We start from the raw sequence: 13,581 nt of genomic DNA on the forward strand, positions 1-13,581 counted from the left end.
CTCAGATTCGGGTTTCGACCGGCGGCTCTGCCGGCGCCGAGGCCGGTGCGATGAGTACGGTCGCAATGAGCCCTGCCAGGAGGAAACCCGCAGCCAGATAGCTGCCCAGCGCGACACCGTGAGCCATGGCGTCGCGTGCGGCATCGGCAATTGCCGCCGTGTGTGGTTGTGCGGAGAGTGTTTCGATGGCGGCGCCCGCACTGCCCACGACTGCGTGAGTGAAGTCGTCGGATTGGGGCTCGGGTACGCCCAGCGCAGTCAGACTGCCGCTGAGCCGCGAACCGATGACGCTGAAGAAGGTTGTCGTGAGCACCGCGATCCCCAATGCCGACCCCAGCTGACGAAACACGCTCTGCAAGCCCGAACCCTGACCCGCACTGCGCTCCGGAACCTCGGCGAGCACCACATTGGTCACCTGGGCGGTCGCGAATCCGACACCAATTCCGTAGACGAACAACACCGTCGCGATGGCCCACCAGGTGCTGTCGGGCCGCGCGAGGAATCCGAGTACGGCCAATCCCAACGCCTCCAACGCCAAACCGATACGGACCAGGCCGAGAGACGAGATCTTTTGGGCCATGCCAAAGCTGGCACCACTAGCCACGAAGCTGCCGAGCGCCACGGGCACCAGAGCCAGCCCGGCCTGGACAGGGCTATATCCCAAGGCGAATTGCAGCCACAGCGGAAGAACGGCCACGATGCCGAACTCGCCCAGCCCGATAATCAGCGTGGCAATGTTGCCGTTGCGGAAAGAGCTGATGGACAGGAGCCGGACATCCATCAGGGCTTTGGTCGGCTGCCCCGGTTCTATGCCACGGGTTAGGGCGATTTGGCGGGCGGTGAACGCAACCAGGGCCAACGCCGCCAGGACCAGAGCGACGAATACGGGCGAGATGCCGAACGTCCACCGTATGCCGAAAAGCTGAAACGGCTCGGTGCTATGGACCCATCCGTACGTGCGGCCGTCGATCAATCCGAAGGCGAGTAGTCCCAAGCCGATGATCGAGTACACGGCGCCGAGGACATCAACTCGCGCGGTGGTGCGCGGTGAGCGCGGAATGAACATCAGTGCGCCGACACAGATCGCCACCACGAGTGGAATGTTGATTCCGAAAGCCCAACGCCACGAGGCGTGCTCGGATAGCCAGCCTCCGAGCAGGGGGCCCAGTGCCGTGGCAGCACCAATGGTGGATCCCCAGACGGCGAAGGCCTGGCCCCGTGCCTTACCGGTGAACAGTGCATTGAGCAGTGCAAGTGATGTCGGCAAGATCAGGGCGGCCCCCGCTCCTTGCATGAAGCGGGCCAGCACCAGCAGGCCTCCGGTCGGCGCCAGACCCGCCAGCAAGCTGGTCGCGCCGAATACGACCACGCCGACAAGGAAGACACGGCGTGCGCCGAGAATGTCGGAAGCACGGCCGACGAGCAACAGCAGCGCCGCGAACACGATCGCGTAGGACTCCTGCACCCACTGCGCTTGGACGGACGTGACACCGAGGTCGCGCACGATCGAGGGAATGATGACGTTGACGATCGTGGTGTCCACGACGATCAGCGCCACCCCTAACGCGATGGCGACCAACCCCAACCATCGGCGGGCGCTATGTGGCAGTTGCATGATATTCCTTCATGGTGAAGTAACTTCATAGCAAAGGTATGGTGTTGAAGGTCGCTTGTCAAAGCATCGCCGGAAACGCAGGTGAAGGAGACTCCGTGCCGCAGAAGATGTCGGATGACGTTATGGTGCAACGTATTCAGCTGATGGCGGAGATGCGCAGCCTGGATTCGGCTTTCGCGGAGCTGGGTAGACACCTCGCGGGATGGCTGGGGATGCACCACACTGACGCGGTCGCGCTACTGGAGATCGTTGAGGCCGAACAGCGAGAAGAACCGTTGTCACCGGCCAGGCTCGGCGAGCGTGTGGCCCTCACTTCGGGCGCGACGACGGCACTGGTCAATCGGCTCGAACGTGCGCATCATGTTGTACGAGCGCGGGGCCATGGGGACCGGCGCATGGTCAGCTTGCACGCCACGGAGCATGTCCGCGGGCTGACCGCGCAGTACTTCGGGCCATTGGGTGATCGCCTCGACGAGATGATGAGTCGGTACCCGGCGGAGCAGCGTCGGCTGTTCATCGACTTCATGGTCGATCTGCGCAGCACGCTGGATCAGCACCTGCACGAACAAGATCCAGATGCGCCGCCAATACAGAGTGAGTAGGTCGCTTAGACGGATATGTCGCGGCGCAACTTGGCGACGTGCCCGGTGGCCTTCACGTTGTACTGCGCCGTTTCAATCGTGCCCTTTTCGTCGACGACGAAGGTCGATCGGATCACGCCCTCGACGATCTTCCCGTACAGCTTCTTCTCGCCGAAGGCGCCATACGCGGTCAGCGTCGTCTTGTCGGGGTCGGACAGCAGTGGGAAGTTCACGCCGTCGCGCTCGCGGAACTTCGCCAGCTTCTCGGGCTTGTCGGGTGAGATGCCGATGACGTCGAGGCCCGCGCCATTGAGCTCGGCGAGGCTATCGCGGAAGTCGCAGGCCTGCTTGGTGCAGCCGGGCGTCATGGCGGCCGGATAGAAATAGATGATCACCTTGCGACCCTTGTAGGAGGACAGCGACACCTTCTCGCCGTCGGCGTCGAGCAGGGTGAACGCCGGGGCCTTATCGCCAACTTCGAGCCGCTTGGTTTCCGCCATGACCGGTGCCTTTCTGTTGACCCGTACAGTTGTTGCCCTAGGGTAGTTGCTTGAGTGTCAAGCGCGGACGTGGAGGAGTGCAGGTGGCCAGGGATCCCGAGGCAATCAAGGCCGATATCGACAAGGCCCGCGACCAGCTCGCGGCAACAGTCGACACCCTGAGCGACCGCGCCAATCCGCAGCGCCTGGCCGAGGACGCCAAGGCGTCGGTGCTGGCGACGCTCAACAAGCCGGCCATCAAATTCACCATCCTCGGTGTCGGCGCCGTGGTTGCCGCACTGGTGGCGCGCAAGGTTCTGCGCAAGTTCCGTCGCGACTGATTGCGCGCCTTACTCAAGCCGTAAAGCTGGCTCCGTCGATCACGAACCGGTACCGCACATCGCTCTTGAGTACCCGTGCATAGGCCTCGTTGATCTGGGGCGCCTCAATCTTCTCTACCAGCGCTGCGATGCCCTTGGCCGCGCAGAAGTCGAGCATTTCCTGGGTTTCGGCGATTCCGCCGATTGGTGAGCCCGCCCAGCGGCGGCGTCCGAAGACCAGCGGTGAGGGCTTGAAATTGATCGGGTCCTCCGGCAGGCCCAGTTGAACCAGCGTCCCGTCCTTATCCAGGAGCCACAGCAGGCCCTCGACATCGATCCCGTCGGAGACCGTGTTGAGGATCAGATCGAAGGAGGACGCGAGCTTGGTGAAGGTGGCCGGGTCACTGGTTGCGTAGTAGTGGTCTGCACCGAGGCTCAGGCCATCCTCCTGCTTGCGCAGTGACTGGCTCAGCACCGTTACTTCAGCGCCCAGCGCGTGGGCGATCTGGACACCCATATGACCAAGCCCCCCAAGGCCAATGACGCCGACACGAGTACCGGGGCCGGCCCCCCAATGGTGCAGCGGGGAGTACATGGTGATTCCGGCACACAGCAGCGGAGCGGCCTGATCGAGAGGAAGCGCGTCCGGAATCCTCAGCGCGAATGCCTCATCCACCACGATGAGGTCGCTGTACCCGCCATAGGTCGGCCGTCCGTCCTTGCCCACCGCGTTGTACGTGCCAACAAAGCCGCCCTCGCCGTTGCAGAACTGCTCTTCGCCTGATTTGCAGTTGGCGCACTCGCCGCAGGAACCGACCATGCAGCCGACACCGGCGCGGTCGCCAACCGTGAACTTCTCGACCTCGGAGCCGACCTGGGTCACCACACCGGCGATCTCGTGCCCCGGCACCACGGGGAAGCTCGCGGGACCCCAATGGTTGCTTACCGTGTGGATGTCACTGTGGCAGATTCCGGCCCAAACGATATCGATGACAATGTCTTTCGGGCCGGGTTCGCGACGCTCGACCACAGTCGGGCGAAGCGGCTCCGTCGGGGAGAAGGCGGCATAGGCGGGGACAGACAACGTCACGAGGAACTCCTCACATCATGGTCATTTGTGAATATGAGAAGCCTAGGAACTGGAGTGCACTCCAGGTCAAGTTGGGAGCGTGCGGTGTTGCCGCAGGTCTAGAACTCGAACCGCAGGATGCGTGCGGACCGTCTCATCGACGCGCTGTAGCGCGCCAGCCGCGACGAGATCCGCAGCCACGTCGGAAACAGTTCCACCTCAGGAGCATCCACCAGGCTGAACTCTTCGACGAACCGCAGCCGAGGGTTCCAGCGCTCTGGGGTGCGTGGATCGTCGTAACCCTCGAATCCGCGCAGCTGGTTGACCTTCTTGAACATCTTCTGTGGGAACAGTTTTGAAATCCACACGCCTATCACCATGCGGCCGTAATCGTTGAACGCCAGTTGCCCGGTGGGGAAGTGGTCGGTGACGGCGCGCATGGTGGCGATGATCTGTTCCTTGGTCAGGAATGCGAAGAACCCGTCGGCCACCACCATCGCCGGACGATCCGACGGTATTCCGGCAATCCACGCCGGGTCGGTAATGGACACCCCGATGGTGTGCTCACCGGCGCCCGGAGGCATGACTTCATCGCGCAGCCTGGCCATCCCGGGTAGGTCGACGCTGTACCAATCGACGGTGGCCGGCGGCTCGATGCGTCGATACCCATCGTCGAGACCGGCACCGAGATCGACGACCACCGCGTCGGGGTGCTTGGTGATGAACGTCCGCACGCGATCGTCGAGAAGTTTTGCGCGTAAAGCGGATTGGCATGCTACTGGGGCGAGCACCCCCAGTGCGTCGAAGTCGTAATCGATCATGTCGACGGCAGCCGTCGCACCTGGATCCGACAGGATCGGTCGCTGCCAGCCGTCGTTGACTGCCCGTGCCTTCAGGGTGAGAAAGGCGGTCTCTTCCTCCGGGGTGATGCCGCTGGTGTCAATGCCCATGCGCTCGACTATACAAGCGTGTAGTCAATTGTCCAGTCGTGTAGCATACGGCGATGAAGTCCGCGGATCCCGACGACCTCACCGCCCGCGCCCGAATTCGGGATGCGGCATTGCATGAGTTCGGCGAGAAGGGATACGACGGCGCGACCATCCGGGGTATTGCCGCACGGGCCGGAGTGTCCTCTGGGCTGTTGCGCCACCACTTCGGGTCCAAGCAGGAACTGCGGGACGCATGCGATGAGTACCTCGTCAAAACGATGCGGGACATCAACGAGCAGGTTCGAACGAACATGGAACGCGGTGACGTGCACTATGTTTCGGCCCGCATCCCGATCGGCCAGTACCAGGACTACATCAGTAGGGCGCTCGTCGACGGCTCTGCGGGGCAAGTGTTCGATGAGATGGTCGCGATGACCGAGGGCTGGCTGGCCAGCGCCGACCACAACCGCGTATTCCCGGCCGATGTCGACGTCAAGTCCCGTGCCACCGTCATCACCGCGATGGCCTTGGCGGTGCCGCTGCTCCAGCAACATGTTTCGCGGGGGCTCGGCGTCGACGTCAATTCGCCCGAGGGTGACCTGAAGATGGCGGCGACCCTTGTCGACGTGTACGCCAACCCGCTGTTGACCCCGGAGCAGGCACAATCGGCGCGGGAGGATCTCGCACGCAGAATGAGGTAGCTATTGCTTATTGAGCAATATTCGCTGCATAGCGTGGCAAGTACGCCTTCACCTGGTTACTCTGAGCGAGTGCCAGGTTCCCGTGCACGAGCGGTACTCCGATGATTAGTGTCGCTGGTCTACGGGTGGACGCGACTGCGGTGAAAGCGACGGCGATGCTGCTCTACGTCGTCGGATTCGCGTTCACCGTGTTTTTTGGCATCGACAGTGTGCGGCTTGCCGTGGTGCTTCTTGTCGGCATCGCAGCGACGGCCTTGCACTACTGGCCGGTGCGCGAGAAGTTCGACCGAATCTCCGTTGCGGCTGCGCTCGGCCTGCTGATCGCGTTCGTACTCGACGCGTGGTCAACCAGGGTTATCGATCACACGCTGGTGCCCACTATCGGAATCGGCGTGGTGCGCCTCTTGGCGTGGCTGTTGTCGGTTGCCGGGATTCTGGCGTTTCCGCGACGCCTTATCGACAGGGGCGACGCTCCGGAGGCCTAGGCTCCTGTTCTCTCCAACCGCGACGGCCGCGTCACCAGGTACGAGAGCACACCGGCAGTGCGGGGCGAGCGCGCCTTCGACCACCGGAACAGCAGTCCGTGCAGCAGCGGCACCGGCGACCACCAGAACCACTTGCCGAGCAGCCCCGCCACCGCCGGTACGACGAACGTTCTGACGATGAGCGTGTCGATGATCAGCCCGACGCCAATGGCGGTGCCCACCTGCTCGATGCTCAGCACATCGCTGGAGAGCATGGCGAACATGGTGATACCGAAGACGATTCCGGCCGTGGTGACGACGCCGCCCGTGCCGCCGAAGGCGCGGATCATGCCGGTGCGCAGGCCGGCGCCATCCAGGAATATCTCTTCGCGCATGCGCATGGTGAACAACAGGTTGTAGTCAGCGCCCACCGCGACCAGTGCGATGAGGGCGATCGACGGGACCGACCAGTGCAGATCGCGCCCTAACATGTCATGCCAAATCAAGGTGGTGATGCCCAATGCGGATGCGTACGAGACAACGACGGTGCCGATGACCACCGCCGCCGCCACCGGGCTGCGCAGCATGACTAACACGATGAGGAACACCAACGCGAGGGCCACGGCCGTCAACAACAGGAAGTCTTCACTGACGTATCCGCGCAATTCGGCAGTGCCGGTGCCGAATCCGGCGATGTTCACCGTGCTGCCGACGAGGGTGCCCTCCTTGGTGGCCTCGCTCACCGCGAGGGTGATCTGTGGAGATCGATGTGCGCCGTCGGCGCCGAACACCTTGCCGTCACCGAACACCAGCATGCGGGTCGAGCGGCCGTCGGGGGCGAAGTACAGGCCGGCGGCCCGCTGGAAGCGCGGATCCTGCCACGCGCGCTGGGGCAGGTAAAAACCACCCTCGCCGCTGCTGCGAAAATCTTCGCGCATCGCGCGCAGGTACTCGGTGAGTCCGGAGAACATGGTGCGCGTCTCGCCGACCGCCCTGGTCAGTTGATCGGTGATCGTGCTCAGCTGTGCCACCGTCGCCCGCATGTTCTTCACCGAATCCACGGCACCGGAGAATGATTTTTGCATTCCCTGCGCGCCGGTACCGAACTTGGCGGTGCTGGAGGTCAGCGAGGCGGTGGCCGCCACCACGGAGTCCATCGGTTCGACGGCCTTGAGCACCAGAGAACAGATGCCGTCATTGGCACAGTTGGGGTTGCCCGTGGTGAAGTTACGCAGCGGATCCATGTACTCCGATACCTGAGACACGTTGTCTTGCAGTGCTTTCATCCCCGAGTGCATGTCGCCGACGCCGCTGTTGAGCTCGCCCAGTCCGCTCACGCCGCCGGCCAGACCCTTCTGCAGCTGCGCGATGGCCTTCGAGAACTGGCTCAGCGTTGCCGAAAGCTGGTCGACGGCCCCTAAACGTTGGCTCATTTGCGTGGTGCCATCGTCCAGCTGATCGGCGATGATGCCGGCTTGTTCGGTCAGTGCCGCCTGTTCGGGGATGGCACCCGCCGGGCGCGAGGCGGATTGGACCATCCGAATTCCGGGAATCTCCATGAGTTTCTTGGTGACTCGCTCGATACCGATGACTCCGGCCGGGTTGCGCAGATCATGGTCCGATTCGATCGAGACGATCTCTGGCAGCAACCGGTTCGGCGGGAAATGTCTATCCATCGCCTGATAGCCGCGGTTCGCGTGCGTGGAAAGTGGCTGTGCGGCAAGCTCGTCGAAACCAAGGCGCAGGCCCGCGACGGGAACGGCGCACACGATGAGCACCAGCGTCGAGCCGACCAGGACCGGACCCGGCCAGCGGGCGACCATGGTGCCTACTCGGCGCCAGCGGCGTCCCGGCCGGCTCGCCCCTCCCTGCAGTGCACGCGGCTGGGCCAGGCCACGGCGGCCGGCCAAACCGATGAGCGCGGGAAGCAGGGTCAGCGAGGCCGCCATTCCGGTGAGAATCCCTATGGCACAGGGTAATCCGGCGCTGCGCAGCATACCGACCTGGGCGAACATGAGGCAGGAGAGGGCGGCGGCGATGGTCAGCCCGGACGCCGCGATGACAGGCGCCACGCTGCGGTTGGCGACGGCGAGTGACTGCTCGTGCTCCAGCCCCGCGCGTCGCTGTTCGTGATAGCGCCCGAGCAGGAAGATGCCGTAATCGGTTGCCGCGCCGAGCACCAGGGCGGCGAGCAAAGCAACCGAGAAGATGGAAACCTCAATGAGATTGCGTTCCCCCAGGAAGGCGACGATGGAGCGCGCCACGCCCAGGCCCATGCCCACGGTGATCAAGGGGATCGCGGCGGTGATCGCAGATCGATACACGGCGAACAGCAGCACGGCGATGAGCACCACGGTGACCCCGGTGATCATGAGCATCTGTGTATCGATGGAGGTGAGCTCATCGGCGATGGTGGCACCGGGTCCGGTGACCCATGCGTGCATGCCGGTGGGCGCGGGCTCCTTGGCAACGAGCTGCCGGACGGCGTCCAGGGAAGCGTTGGCCTGGGCTCCGCCGAGCTCGCCGCTCACGCGCAGCATGGTGTACGCGGCTTTGCCGTCCGGGCTGAGTGCGCCCTCGGCCGTCATGGGGTCGGCCCACAAGTCCATCGCCGAGTCCAGATGGGCGGTGTCCGCGCGCAGTTTTGTCAGCAGTCGATCGTGATACTGATGCTCGACAGGCCCCAGTTTGTGGTCGCTTTCCAACACCAGGTAGTTGAGGTTTCCGCCGTCGCCGTCCTGGAACTGCTTGCCCATGACGGCGCCGGCGGTGTTCACCGGGGCGCTCTGCGGGAGGAAGCCACGGGCGTGGTTGTGTGCCGTGCTTTCCACCTGAGGCACAAGCAGATTGCCCGCCGCCGCGGCGAGTATCCAGACCCCGATGACCAGGATCGCGTATCGGCTGCAGAACCTTGCGATGGCTTCCCACATGCTCAGTGAAGTTACGGAGCCGGCGAGGCGGCGGCGTCGTGCTGTGGGCGACACTTCTTCTCCTACCGTGGTAGGACACGCGGATCCGCGCCTAGCATGATGTGCGGCGGGGTCACCGCCTCTACGCTGGCACTATGGATCGGCTCCGGGAATGGGCATATCGACGCCGCGCCTTGGTGCCGTACGAATTTCCGTGGACTGTCCCCGTCGTCATGTACACCGGCACATTGCTTGTCGTGGGGTGCGCAGTAGTACAACGCGGTTTCACCCGACCATGGCTGCTGGCGCTGGCGGCTTTGGTAGCGCTGGCCCCGATCCTCATCTTTATCGCGGGATACAAGCTCGGTACCTTCGGGAGCGCTGCCTTCAGTATTGCCGGGGTCGCCCTGTTCCTGACCTGGCCTGCGAACGTCGTGGATGCCGCGCCATTCCTGCTGATGTTCATGATCGGCGAGGTGGGCGCGCTCGCCTCCGTGCATGCGGGGCTACTTGCCTGCGGCGCCTGTGTCGCGCTACTCGTGGTGGCTGAGCAGCTGCATCACCTCGGGACGTTCTCTTTGTACAACGCGTTCTTCGTGGTGGTCGGTTGGCTGATCGGACACATCTTGCAGCTGCAACAGCGGCTGCTCCTCCAGGAGCGTGCACAGCAAGTTCGCATGCAGGAACAGGCCGCCTCCGATGAACGGCGCCGCATCGCGCGTGAAATCCATGATGTGATAGCGCATTCTCTGTCCGTGACCATGCTGCATTTGACCGGTGCGCGGCGGGCATTGCAGGAGGATCACGATGTGGATGATGCCGTTGCGGGGCTACTCGACGCGGAACGTCTTGGACGTCAAGCGATGTCGGATATCCGCGGTACGGTGGGATTGTTGAGCGCTGGTTCCGGCGGAGCCGAGCCGATGCGGCTTTCTCCAGAACCGGGCATCTCAGATATTCCTGATCTGGTCGCCGATTTCACGGCGGCGGGGATGGCTGTGGAATCACACATCTATGGGTCGGGTGAGTCCGTTAGCGCTGGAGTGGGTTTGGCGTTGTACCGAGTGGCTCAGGAATCTTTGGCCAACATCGCCAAGCACTCGCCTAGGTCGTCGGCTGCGGTACTCCTTGATATCAACGGGTCGGCGGCGAGTCTGACCGTGAGCAACGACCTGGCCGCAGGATTACCTTCAGATGTGTGTTCGGGAGGCGGGCTCGCAGGCATGCGGCAGCGCATTGAGATGATCGGCGGGGAGTTCCGTGCTGGGTGGGCGGAGGATGGCTGGACAGTTTCGGCCAGCGTCCCGTTGGAACCCAATGGGACACCGTGCCGCGCGCGGCGAAAGGTGTTATGGCGTCATGACTGATACCGAGGTAGGCGTGCTGCTGGTCGACGATCAAGAGCTGGTGCGCACGGGGTTGCGCCGGATTCTGCGTCGTAAGGACGGGTTCTCGATTGTGGGAGAGTGTGCCGACGGTAGCGAGGTAGCGGCGGCGGTGGTGCGGGGGCGACCCGACGTGGTGGTGATGGACCTGCGCATGAAGCAGATGAGCGGAATCGAGGCCATCCGGTTGCTTCATGCCGCCGATGGGCCGCCCGCGTTGGCGCTCACCACATTTGATGACGATGAACTTCTCTCCGGGGCGCTGCGTGCGGGCGCTGCGGGGTTCATCCTGAAGGACTCGCCCGCAGAGGAGCTGGTCCGGGCCGTGCACGCCGTGGCCCGCGGTGAGGCATATCTGGATCCTGCGGTGACATCGCGGGTGCTCAGCGCCTATCGGCGCGCACCGGCTGCCACCACTGGTCATGCTGAGGACAAGCTCACCGTGCGGGAGATGGATGTGTTGGCGCTCATCGCTTCCGGCGCCACCAACTCCGAAATCGCCGAGCAGCTGGTGATATCCGAGGTGACGGTCAAGAGCCACATCGGACGCATCTTCGTCAAACTCGATCTACGAGACCGGGCCGCGGCCATTGTGTACGCCTACGACCAGGGCATCGCGACTCCTAAATAGGCTTACCGGGTATTACTTCTCGCGAAGCGCCGCGATGGCGTCGTGGAGCTCTTCAAGCTCGCGCCGCAGGTAATCGCGGGTGGTGACCTCGCCCACCGCGAGCCGTAGCGCCGCCAGCTCCCGCGCAAGGTACTCGGTGTCGGCCTTGGTTTGTTCGGCCCGGCGCCGGTCCTCTTCCAGCGACACCCGGTCGCGGTTCTCCTGGCGGTTCTGGGCCAGCAGGATCAGCGGCGCGGCGTAGGCAGCTTGGGTGGAGAAGGCGAGGTTGAGCAGAATGAACGGATACGGATCCCATTGCAGGGTGACCGCGGAGAGATTCAGGATGATCCAGACGATGACGAACACCGTCTGCATGGCCAGGTAGCGTCCAGTGCCCAGGAACCGGGCGATGTTCTCGCTGACCCTGCCGACCGCCTCGACGTCGAGACCGAGAGACAGACCGCGGGAGGTGCGCGGGGTATCGAGCCGCTGTCGTGCAGATGCGTCGCTCATGAACGGTCACCCCCCGACACGCTTTCGGGTTCGTCGGCGCGCCAGCCGTCGGGCATCAGGTGATCCAGCACGTCGTCGACCGTCACGGCGCCGAGCAAGTGGTTCTCCCTGTCGATCACGGGACCGCACACCAGGTTGTACGCGGCGAAGTAGCGGGTTACCTCGGCCAATGGCGCCTCGGCATCCAGATAGGGCAGGTCGGTATCGAGAATGCCGCCGACTATCGCATAGGGGGGTTCGCGCAGCAGTCGCTGCAGGTGCACACATCCGAGGTAGCGGCCGGTGGGTGTCGCCGTGGGTGGCCTGACCACGAATATCAGTGAGGACAGCGCCGGTGTCAGGTCCGGATCACGCACGCGGGCAAGGGCTTCGGCGACGGTGGTATTCGGGCTCAGGATCACCGGTTCCGGGGTCATCATGCCGCCGGCGGTGTTGGGGGAGTGGGTGAGCAACCGTCGGACGGGTTCGGAATCCTCCGGATCCATCAGTGCAAGAAGGGATTCGGCCTCCGCAGGGGACAGTTCTCCCAGCAGGTCGGCGGCGTCGTCGGGGTCCATGGCCTCTAGGACGTCCGCGGCCCGTTCATCTTCCAGCTTGGTGAGTACCTCGGCCTGATCATCCTCGGGAAGCTCCTGGAGGATGTCGGCCAGCCGTTCGTCGTCGAACGCGGCCAGTACCTCGTCGCGTCGCTTGGGCGGTAGTTCGCGGATGGCGTCGGCTACCTCGACCGGCCGCATGCCCTCGAACTGGAGCATCAGCTGGGCGACGCCCTGTCCGGGCAGGTTCAGTGCCGACGGCGTCAACCCGTGAATGTGATTCCATCCGGTGACCTGCACACCGCTGCGCCGTCCGAGCCGCCGAGGGCTTCGCACCGCCACGCGGGTGACCACCCAGTCGCGGGTGCGCGTCTGTTCGATGCCCAGGTCCACCACGACTAGATCGACATCATGGAACTGGTCGAGCTCGGGGTCGTCGGTGCGCACGGTGGTGTCCAGGACCTGTCCGAGCACCAGCGCCTCACTGGGACGCTGTTCAAATCGGCGTAGAGAGACGTTTCCGGTGTTCAGCGTCACCGATCCGGGCTCGATGGCGGTGACCCGCAGCATGGGTACGAAGATCCTTCGGCGCGTGAGCATTTCGACGACAAGACCGATGACCCGCGGCTGTTTTCGGGTAACGCCAATGGCGATCACGACATCGCGCACCCGTCCGATTGACTCGCCGTCCGGGCCGAGTACCACCAGGCCTGAGAGCCTGGCTGCGAACACCTTGCTCACTGCGGCCATGACAGCAAGGTTAGGGGGTCGGCCTGTCGGTGCCCTCCGCCGGTGTCGCGAGTTGGGTGGTTAGGAGCCGATTCCGCCGTACATGAGGGCGATGACGGCGGCCGAGAATCGCTCGCTGTCCTGCACCTCGCCGCCCCGCGAGGCGTGCAAGCCGGTGGCCAGGATCATTCCGGTCACCGCTCGGGCTGTGTACTCTGTGTCGAGATCGGCACGGAGATAGCCTTTTTCGACTCCGTGGCGCAGGTAGGCCTCGGTCAGTTGGTCACTTGTGGCGAGCATTCCGAAGACGCGCTCGCGGAGCTCATTGTCGACCGAGCCCGCTTCCAGCAGAAGCAGCGGCAACTGGGGGTTATCCCGGAACAGGTCGGCGAGGGCGGCGCCGATGCGCACCGACTGTTGGCGGTACTGCTCGATATCGTCGGCGAGCCCTGCCGCGTTCTCCGCGCCGATCGCGTGAAAGATCTGCCCGGTGACGTCGTCGATGACATGCTCGATAATGTCCCGCTTGCTCTTGAAATACCGGTAGAAGGTCCCATGGCCTATCCCGATCCGCCCGGCGATATCCGCGACGCCCGTCGCGTGGTAGCCCTGCTCGGCGAAGCACGCAAAGGCGGCGTCCAGAATCTCCTGCCGCATCTCGAGCTTCTTGCGCTCGGCGCGGCTGAGTGTGGACGGGCTGGACGTCATAAGTGGCGATCCTACCGACCTTGACACCTATCA

General features: G+C 63.9%; 14 protein-coding genes. 6 read left to right on the forward strand and 8 right to left on the reverse strand.

Annotated elements, in window-relative coordinates; all coding sequences use genetic code 11:
* Nucleotide 1: 1 nt before the first annotated feature.
* Complete coding sequence (locus tag DSM43276_RS06875) at nt 2-1,615, reverse strand: DHA2 family efflux MFS transporter permease subunit (protein ID WP_078328862.1); 1,614 nt, start codon at nt 1,613-1,615, stop codon at nt 2-4.
* A gap of 95 nt (nt 1,616-1,710) precedes the next feature.
* On the opposite strand from DSM43276_RS06875, the gene DSM43276_RS06880 reads away from it, so the two are divergent.
* Nucleotides 1,711-2,217, forward strand: a complete 507-nt coding sequence (locus DSM43276_RS06880; RefSeq protein WP_234802981.1) for a MarR family winged helix-turn-helix transcriptional regulator — start codon at nt 1,711-1,713, stop codon at nt 2,215-2,217.
* Between the two features lie 5 nt (nt 2,218-2,222).
* Here the strand turns inward: DSM43276_RS06880 and bcp are convergent, their stop codons facing one another.
* Nucleotides 2,223-2,696, reverse strand: coding sequence for a thioredoxin-dependent thiol peroxidase (gene bcp, locus DSM43276_RS06885; RefSeq protein ID WP_078328863.1), 474 nt, complete (start codon nt 2,694-2,696; stop codon nt 2,223-2,225).
* Between the two features lie 83 nt (nt 2,697-2,779).
* Here bcp and DSM43276_RS06890 point away from each other — a divergent pair, with 83 nt between their 5' ends.
* Nucleotides 2,780-3,016 (forward strand): DUF3618 domain-containing protein, encoded by a 237-nt coding sequence (locus DSM43276_RS06890; RefSeq protein WP_078289077.1) that lies wholly within the window; start codon nt 2,780-2,782, stop codon nt 3,014-3,016.
* 13 nt (nt 3,017-3,029) lie between these two features.
* Here DSM43276_RS06890 and DSM43276_RS06895 read toward each other — a convergent pair whose 3' ends face one another.
* Both DSM43276_RS06895 and DSM43276_RS06900 read right to left on the reverse strand, forming a co-directional pair.
* Nucleotides 3,030-4,085 (reverse strand): NAD(P)-dependent alcohol dehydrogenase, encoded by a 1,056-nt coding sequence (locus tag DSM43276_RS06895; protein ID WP_078328864.1) that lies wholly within the window; start codon nt 4,083-4,085, stop codon nt 3,030-3,032.
* 98 nt (nt 4,086-4,183) lie between these two features.
* On the reverse strand, nt 4,184-5,014 hold the full coding sequence (locus DSM43276_RS06900; RefSeq protein ID WP_078328865.1) for a class I SAM-dependent methyltransferase: 831 nt from the start codon (nt 5,012-5,014) through the stop codon (nt 4,184-4,186).
* Nucleotides 5,015-5,067: 53 nt separating this feature from the next.
* On the opposite strand from DSM43276_RS06900, the gene DSM43276_RS06905 reads away from it, so the two are divergent.
* Together DSM43276_RS06905 and DSM43276_RS06910 are read left to right on the forward strand one after the other, a co-directional pair.
* On the forward strand, nt 5,068-5,694 hold the full coding sequence (locus DSM43276_RS06905; RefSeq protein WP_078328866.1) for a TetR/AcrR family transcriptional regulator: 627 nt from the start codon (nt 5,068-5,070) through the stop codon (nt 5,692-5,694).
* Between the two features lie 101 nt (nt 5,695-5,795).
* Entirely contained in the window at nt 5,796-6,179 is a 384-nt protein-coding gene (locus DSM43276_RS06910; protein ID WP_078328867.1) for a hypothetical protein, read from the forward strand.
* Here the strand turns inward: DSM43276_RS06910 and DSM43276_RS06915 are convergent.
* Complete coding sequence (locus DSM43276_RS06915) at nt 6,176-9,088, reverse strand: MMPL/RND family transporter (protein ID WP_078328868.1); 2,913 nt, start codon at nt 9,086-9,088, stop codon at nt 6,176-6,178. The genes DSM43276_RS06910 and DSM43276_RS06915 overlap by 4 nt on opposite strands.
* 134 nt (nt 9,089-9,222) lie before the next feature.
* On the opposite strand from DSM43276_RS06915, the gene DSM43276_RS06920 reads away from it, so the two are divergent.
* A complete protein-coding gene (locus tag DSM43276_RS06920) occupies nt 9,223-10,434 on the forward strand; it encodes a sensor histidine kinase (RefSeq protein ID WP_078328869.1) in 1,212 nt (403 codons plus the stop codon).
* A complete protein-coding gene (locus tag DSM43276_RS06925) occupies nt 10,427-11,083 on the forward strand; it encodes a response regulator (protein ID WP_078328870.1) in 657 nt (218 codons plus the stop codon). Before DSM43276_RS06920 ends, DSM43276_RS06925 begins: the two co-directional genes overlap by 8 nt.
* 12 nt (nt 11,084-11,095) lie before the next feature.
* On the opposite strand, the gene DSM43276_RS06930 is transcribed toward DSM43276_RS06925, so the two are convergent.
* The 3 genes from DSM43276_RS06930 to DSM43276_RS06940 are packed head-to-tail and all read right to left on the reverse strand — an operon-like array spanning nt 11,096 to nt 13,548.
* Nucleotides 11,096-11,575 carry a DUF1003 domain-containing protein gene (locus DSM43276_RS06930; RefSeq protein ID WP_078325373.1) on the reverse strand — a complete coding sequence of 160 codons (480 nt, stop codon included), beginning with the start codon at nt 11,573-11,575 and terminating at the stop codon, nt 11,096-11,098.
* The gene (locus tag DSM43276_RS06935) at nt 11,572-12,861 is read right to left on the reverse strand and encodes a magnesium transporter MgtE N-terminal domain-containing protein (protein WP_078328871.1); all 1,290 of its coding nucleotides are present in this window, start codon (nt 12,859-12,861) and stop codon (nt 11,572-11,574) included. The genes DSM43276_RS06930 and DSM43276_RS06935 overlap by 4 nt, the downstream gene beginning before the upstream one ends.
* A 60-nt stretch (nt 12,862-12,921) precedes the next feature.
* Nucleotides 12,922-13,548, reverse strand: a complete 627-nt coding sequence (locus DSM43276_RS06940) for a TetR/AcrR family transcriptional regulator (protein WP_078328872.1) — start codon at nt 13,546-13,548, stop codon at nt 12,922-12,924.
* Between the last annotated feature and the right edge of the window lie 33 nt (nt 13,549-13,581).

Source organism: Mycobacteroides salmoniphilum (genome assembly GCF_004924335.1).
GTDB lineage: Bacteria > Actinomycetota > Actinomycetes > Mycobacteriales > Mycobacteriaceae > Mycobacterium > Mycobacterium salmoniphilum.

Bases quoted from the DNA above. Each gene is read 5' to 3' on its own strand.
- DSM43276_RS06875 (WP_078328862.1), bottom strand. From the start codon at position 1,615: ATGCAACTGCCACATAGCGCCCGCCGATGGTTGGGGTTGGTCGCCATC.
- bcp (WP_078328863.1), bottom strand. From the start codon at position 2,696: ATGGCGGAAACCAAGCGGCTCGAAGTTGGCGATAAGGCCCCGGCGTTC.
- DSM43276_RS06900 (WP_078328865.1), bottom strand. From the start codon at position 5,014: ATGGGCATTGACACCAGCGGCATCACCCCGGAGGAAGAGACCGCCTTT.
- DSM43276_RS06905 (WP_078328866.1), top strand. From the start codon at position 5,068: ATGAAGTCCGCGGATCCCGACGACCTCACCGCCCGCGCCCGAATTCGG.
- DSM43276_RS06910 (WP_078328867.1), top strand. From the start codon at position 5,796: ATGATTAGTGTCGCTGGTCTACGGGTGGACGCGACTGCGGTGAAAGCG.
- DSM43276_RS06915 (WP_078328868.1), bottom strand. From the start codon at position 9,088: ATGTGGGAAGCCATCGCAAGGTTCTGCAGCCGATACGCGATCCTGGTC.
- DSM43276_RS06920 (WP_078328869.1), top strand. From the start codon at position 9,223: ATGGATCGGCTCCGGGAATGGGCATATCGACGCCGCGCCTTGGTGCCG.
- DSM43276_RS06925 (WP_078328870.1), top strand. From the start codon at position 10,427: ATGACTGATACCGAGGTAGGCGTGCTGCTGGTCGACGATCAAGAGCTG.
- DSM43276_RS06930 (WP_078325373.1), bottom strand. From the start codon at position 11,575: ATGAGCGACGCATCTGCACGACAGCGGCTCGATACCCCGCGCACCTCC.
- DSM43276_RS06935 (WP_078328871.1), bottom strand. From the start codon at position 12,861: ATGGCCGCAGTGAGCAAGGTGTTCGCAGCCAGGCTCTCAGGCCTGGTG.
- DSM43276_RS06940 (WP_078328872.1), bottom strand. From the start codon at position 13,548: ATGACGTCCAGCCCGTCCACACTCAGCCGCGCCGAGCGCAAGAAGCTC.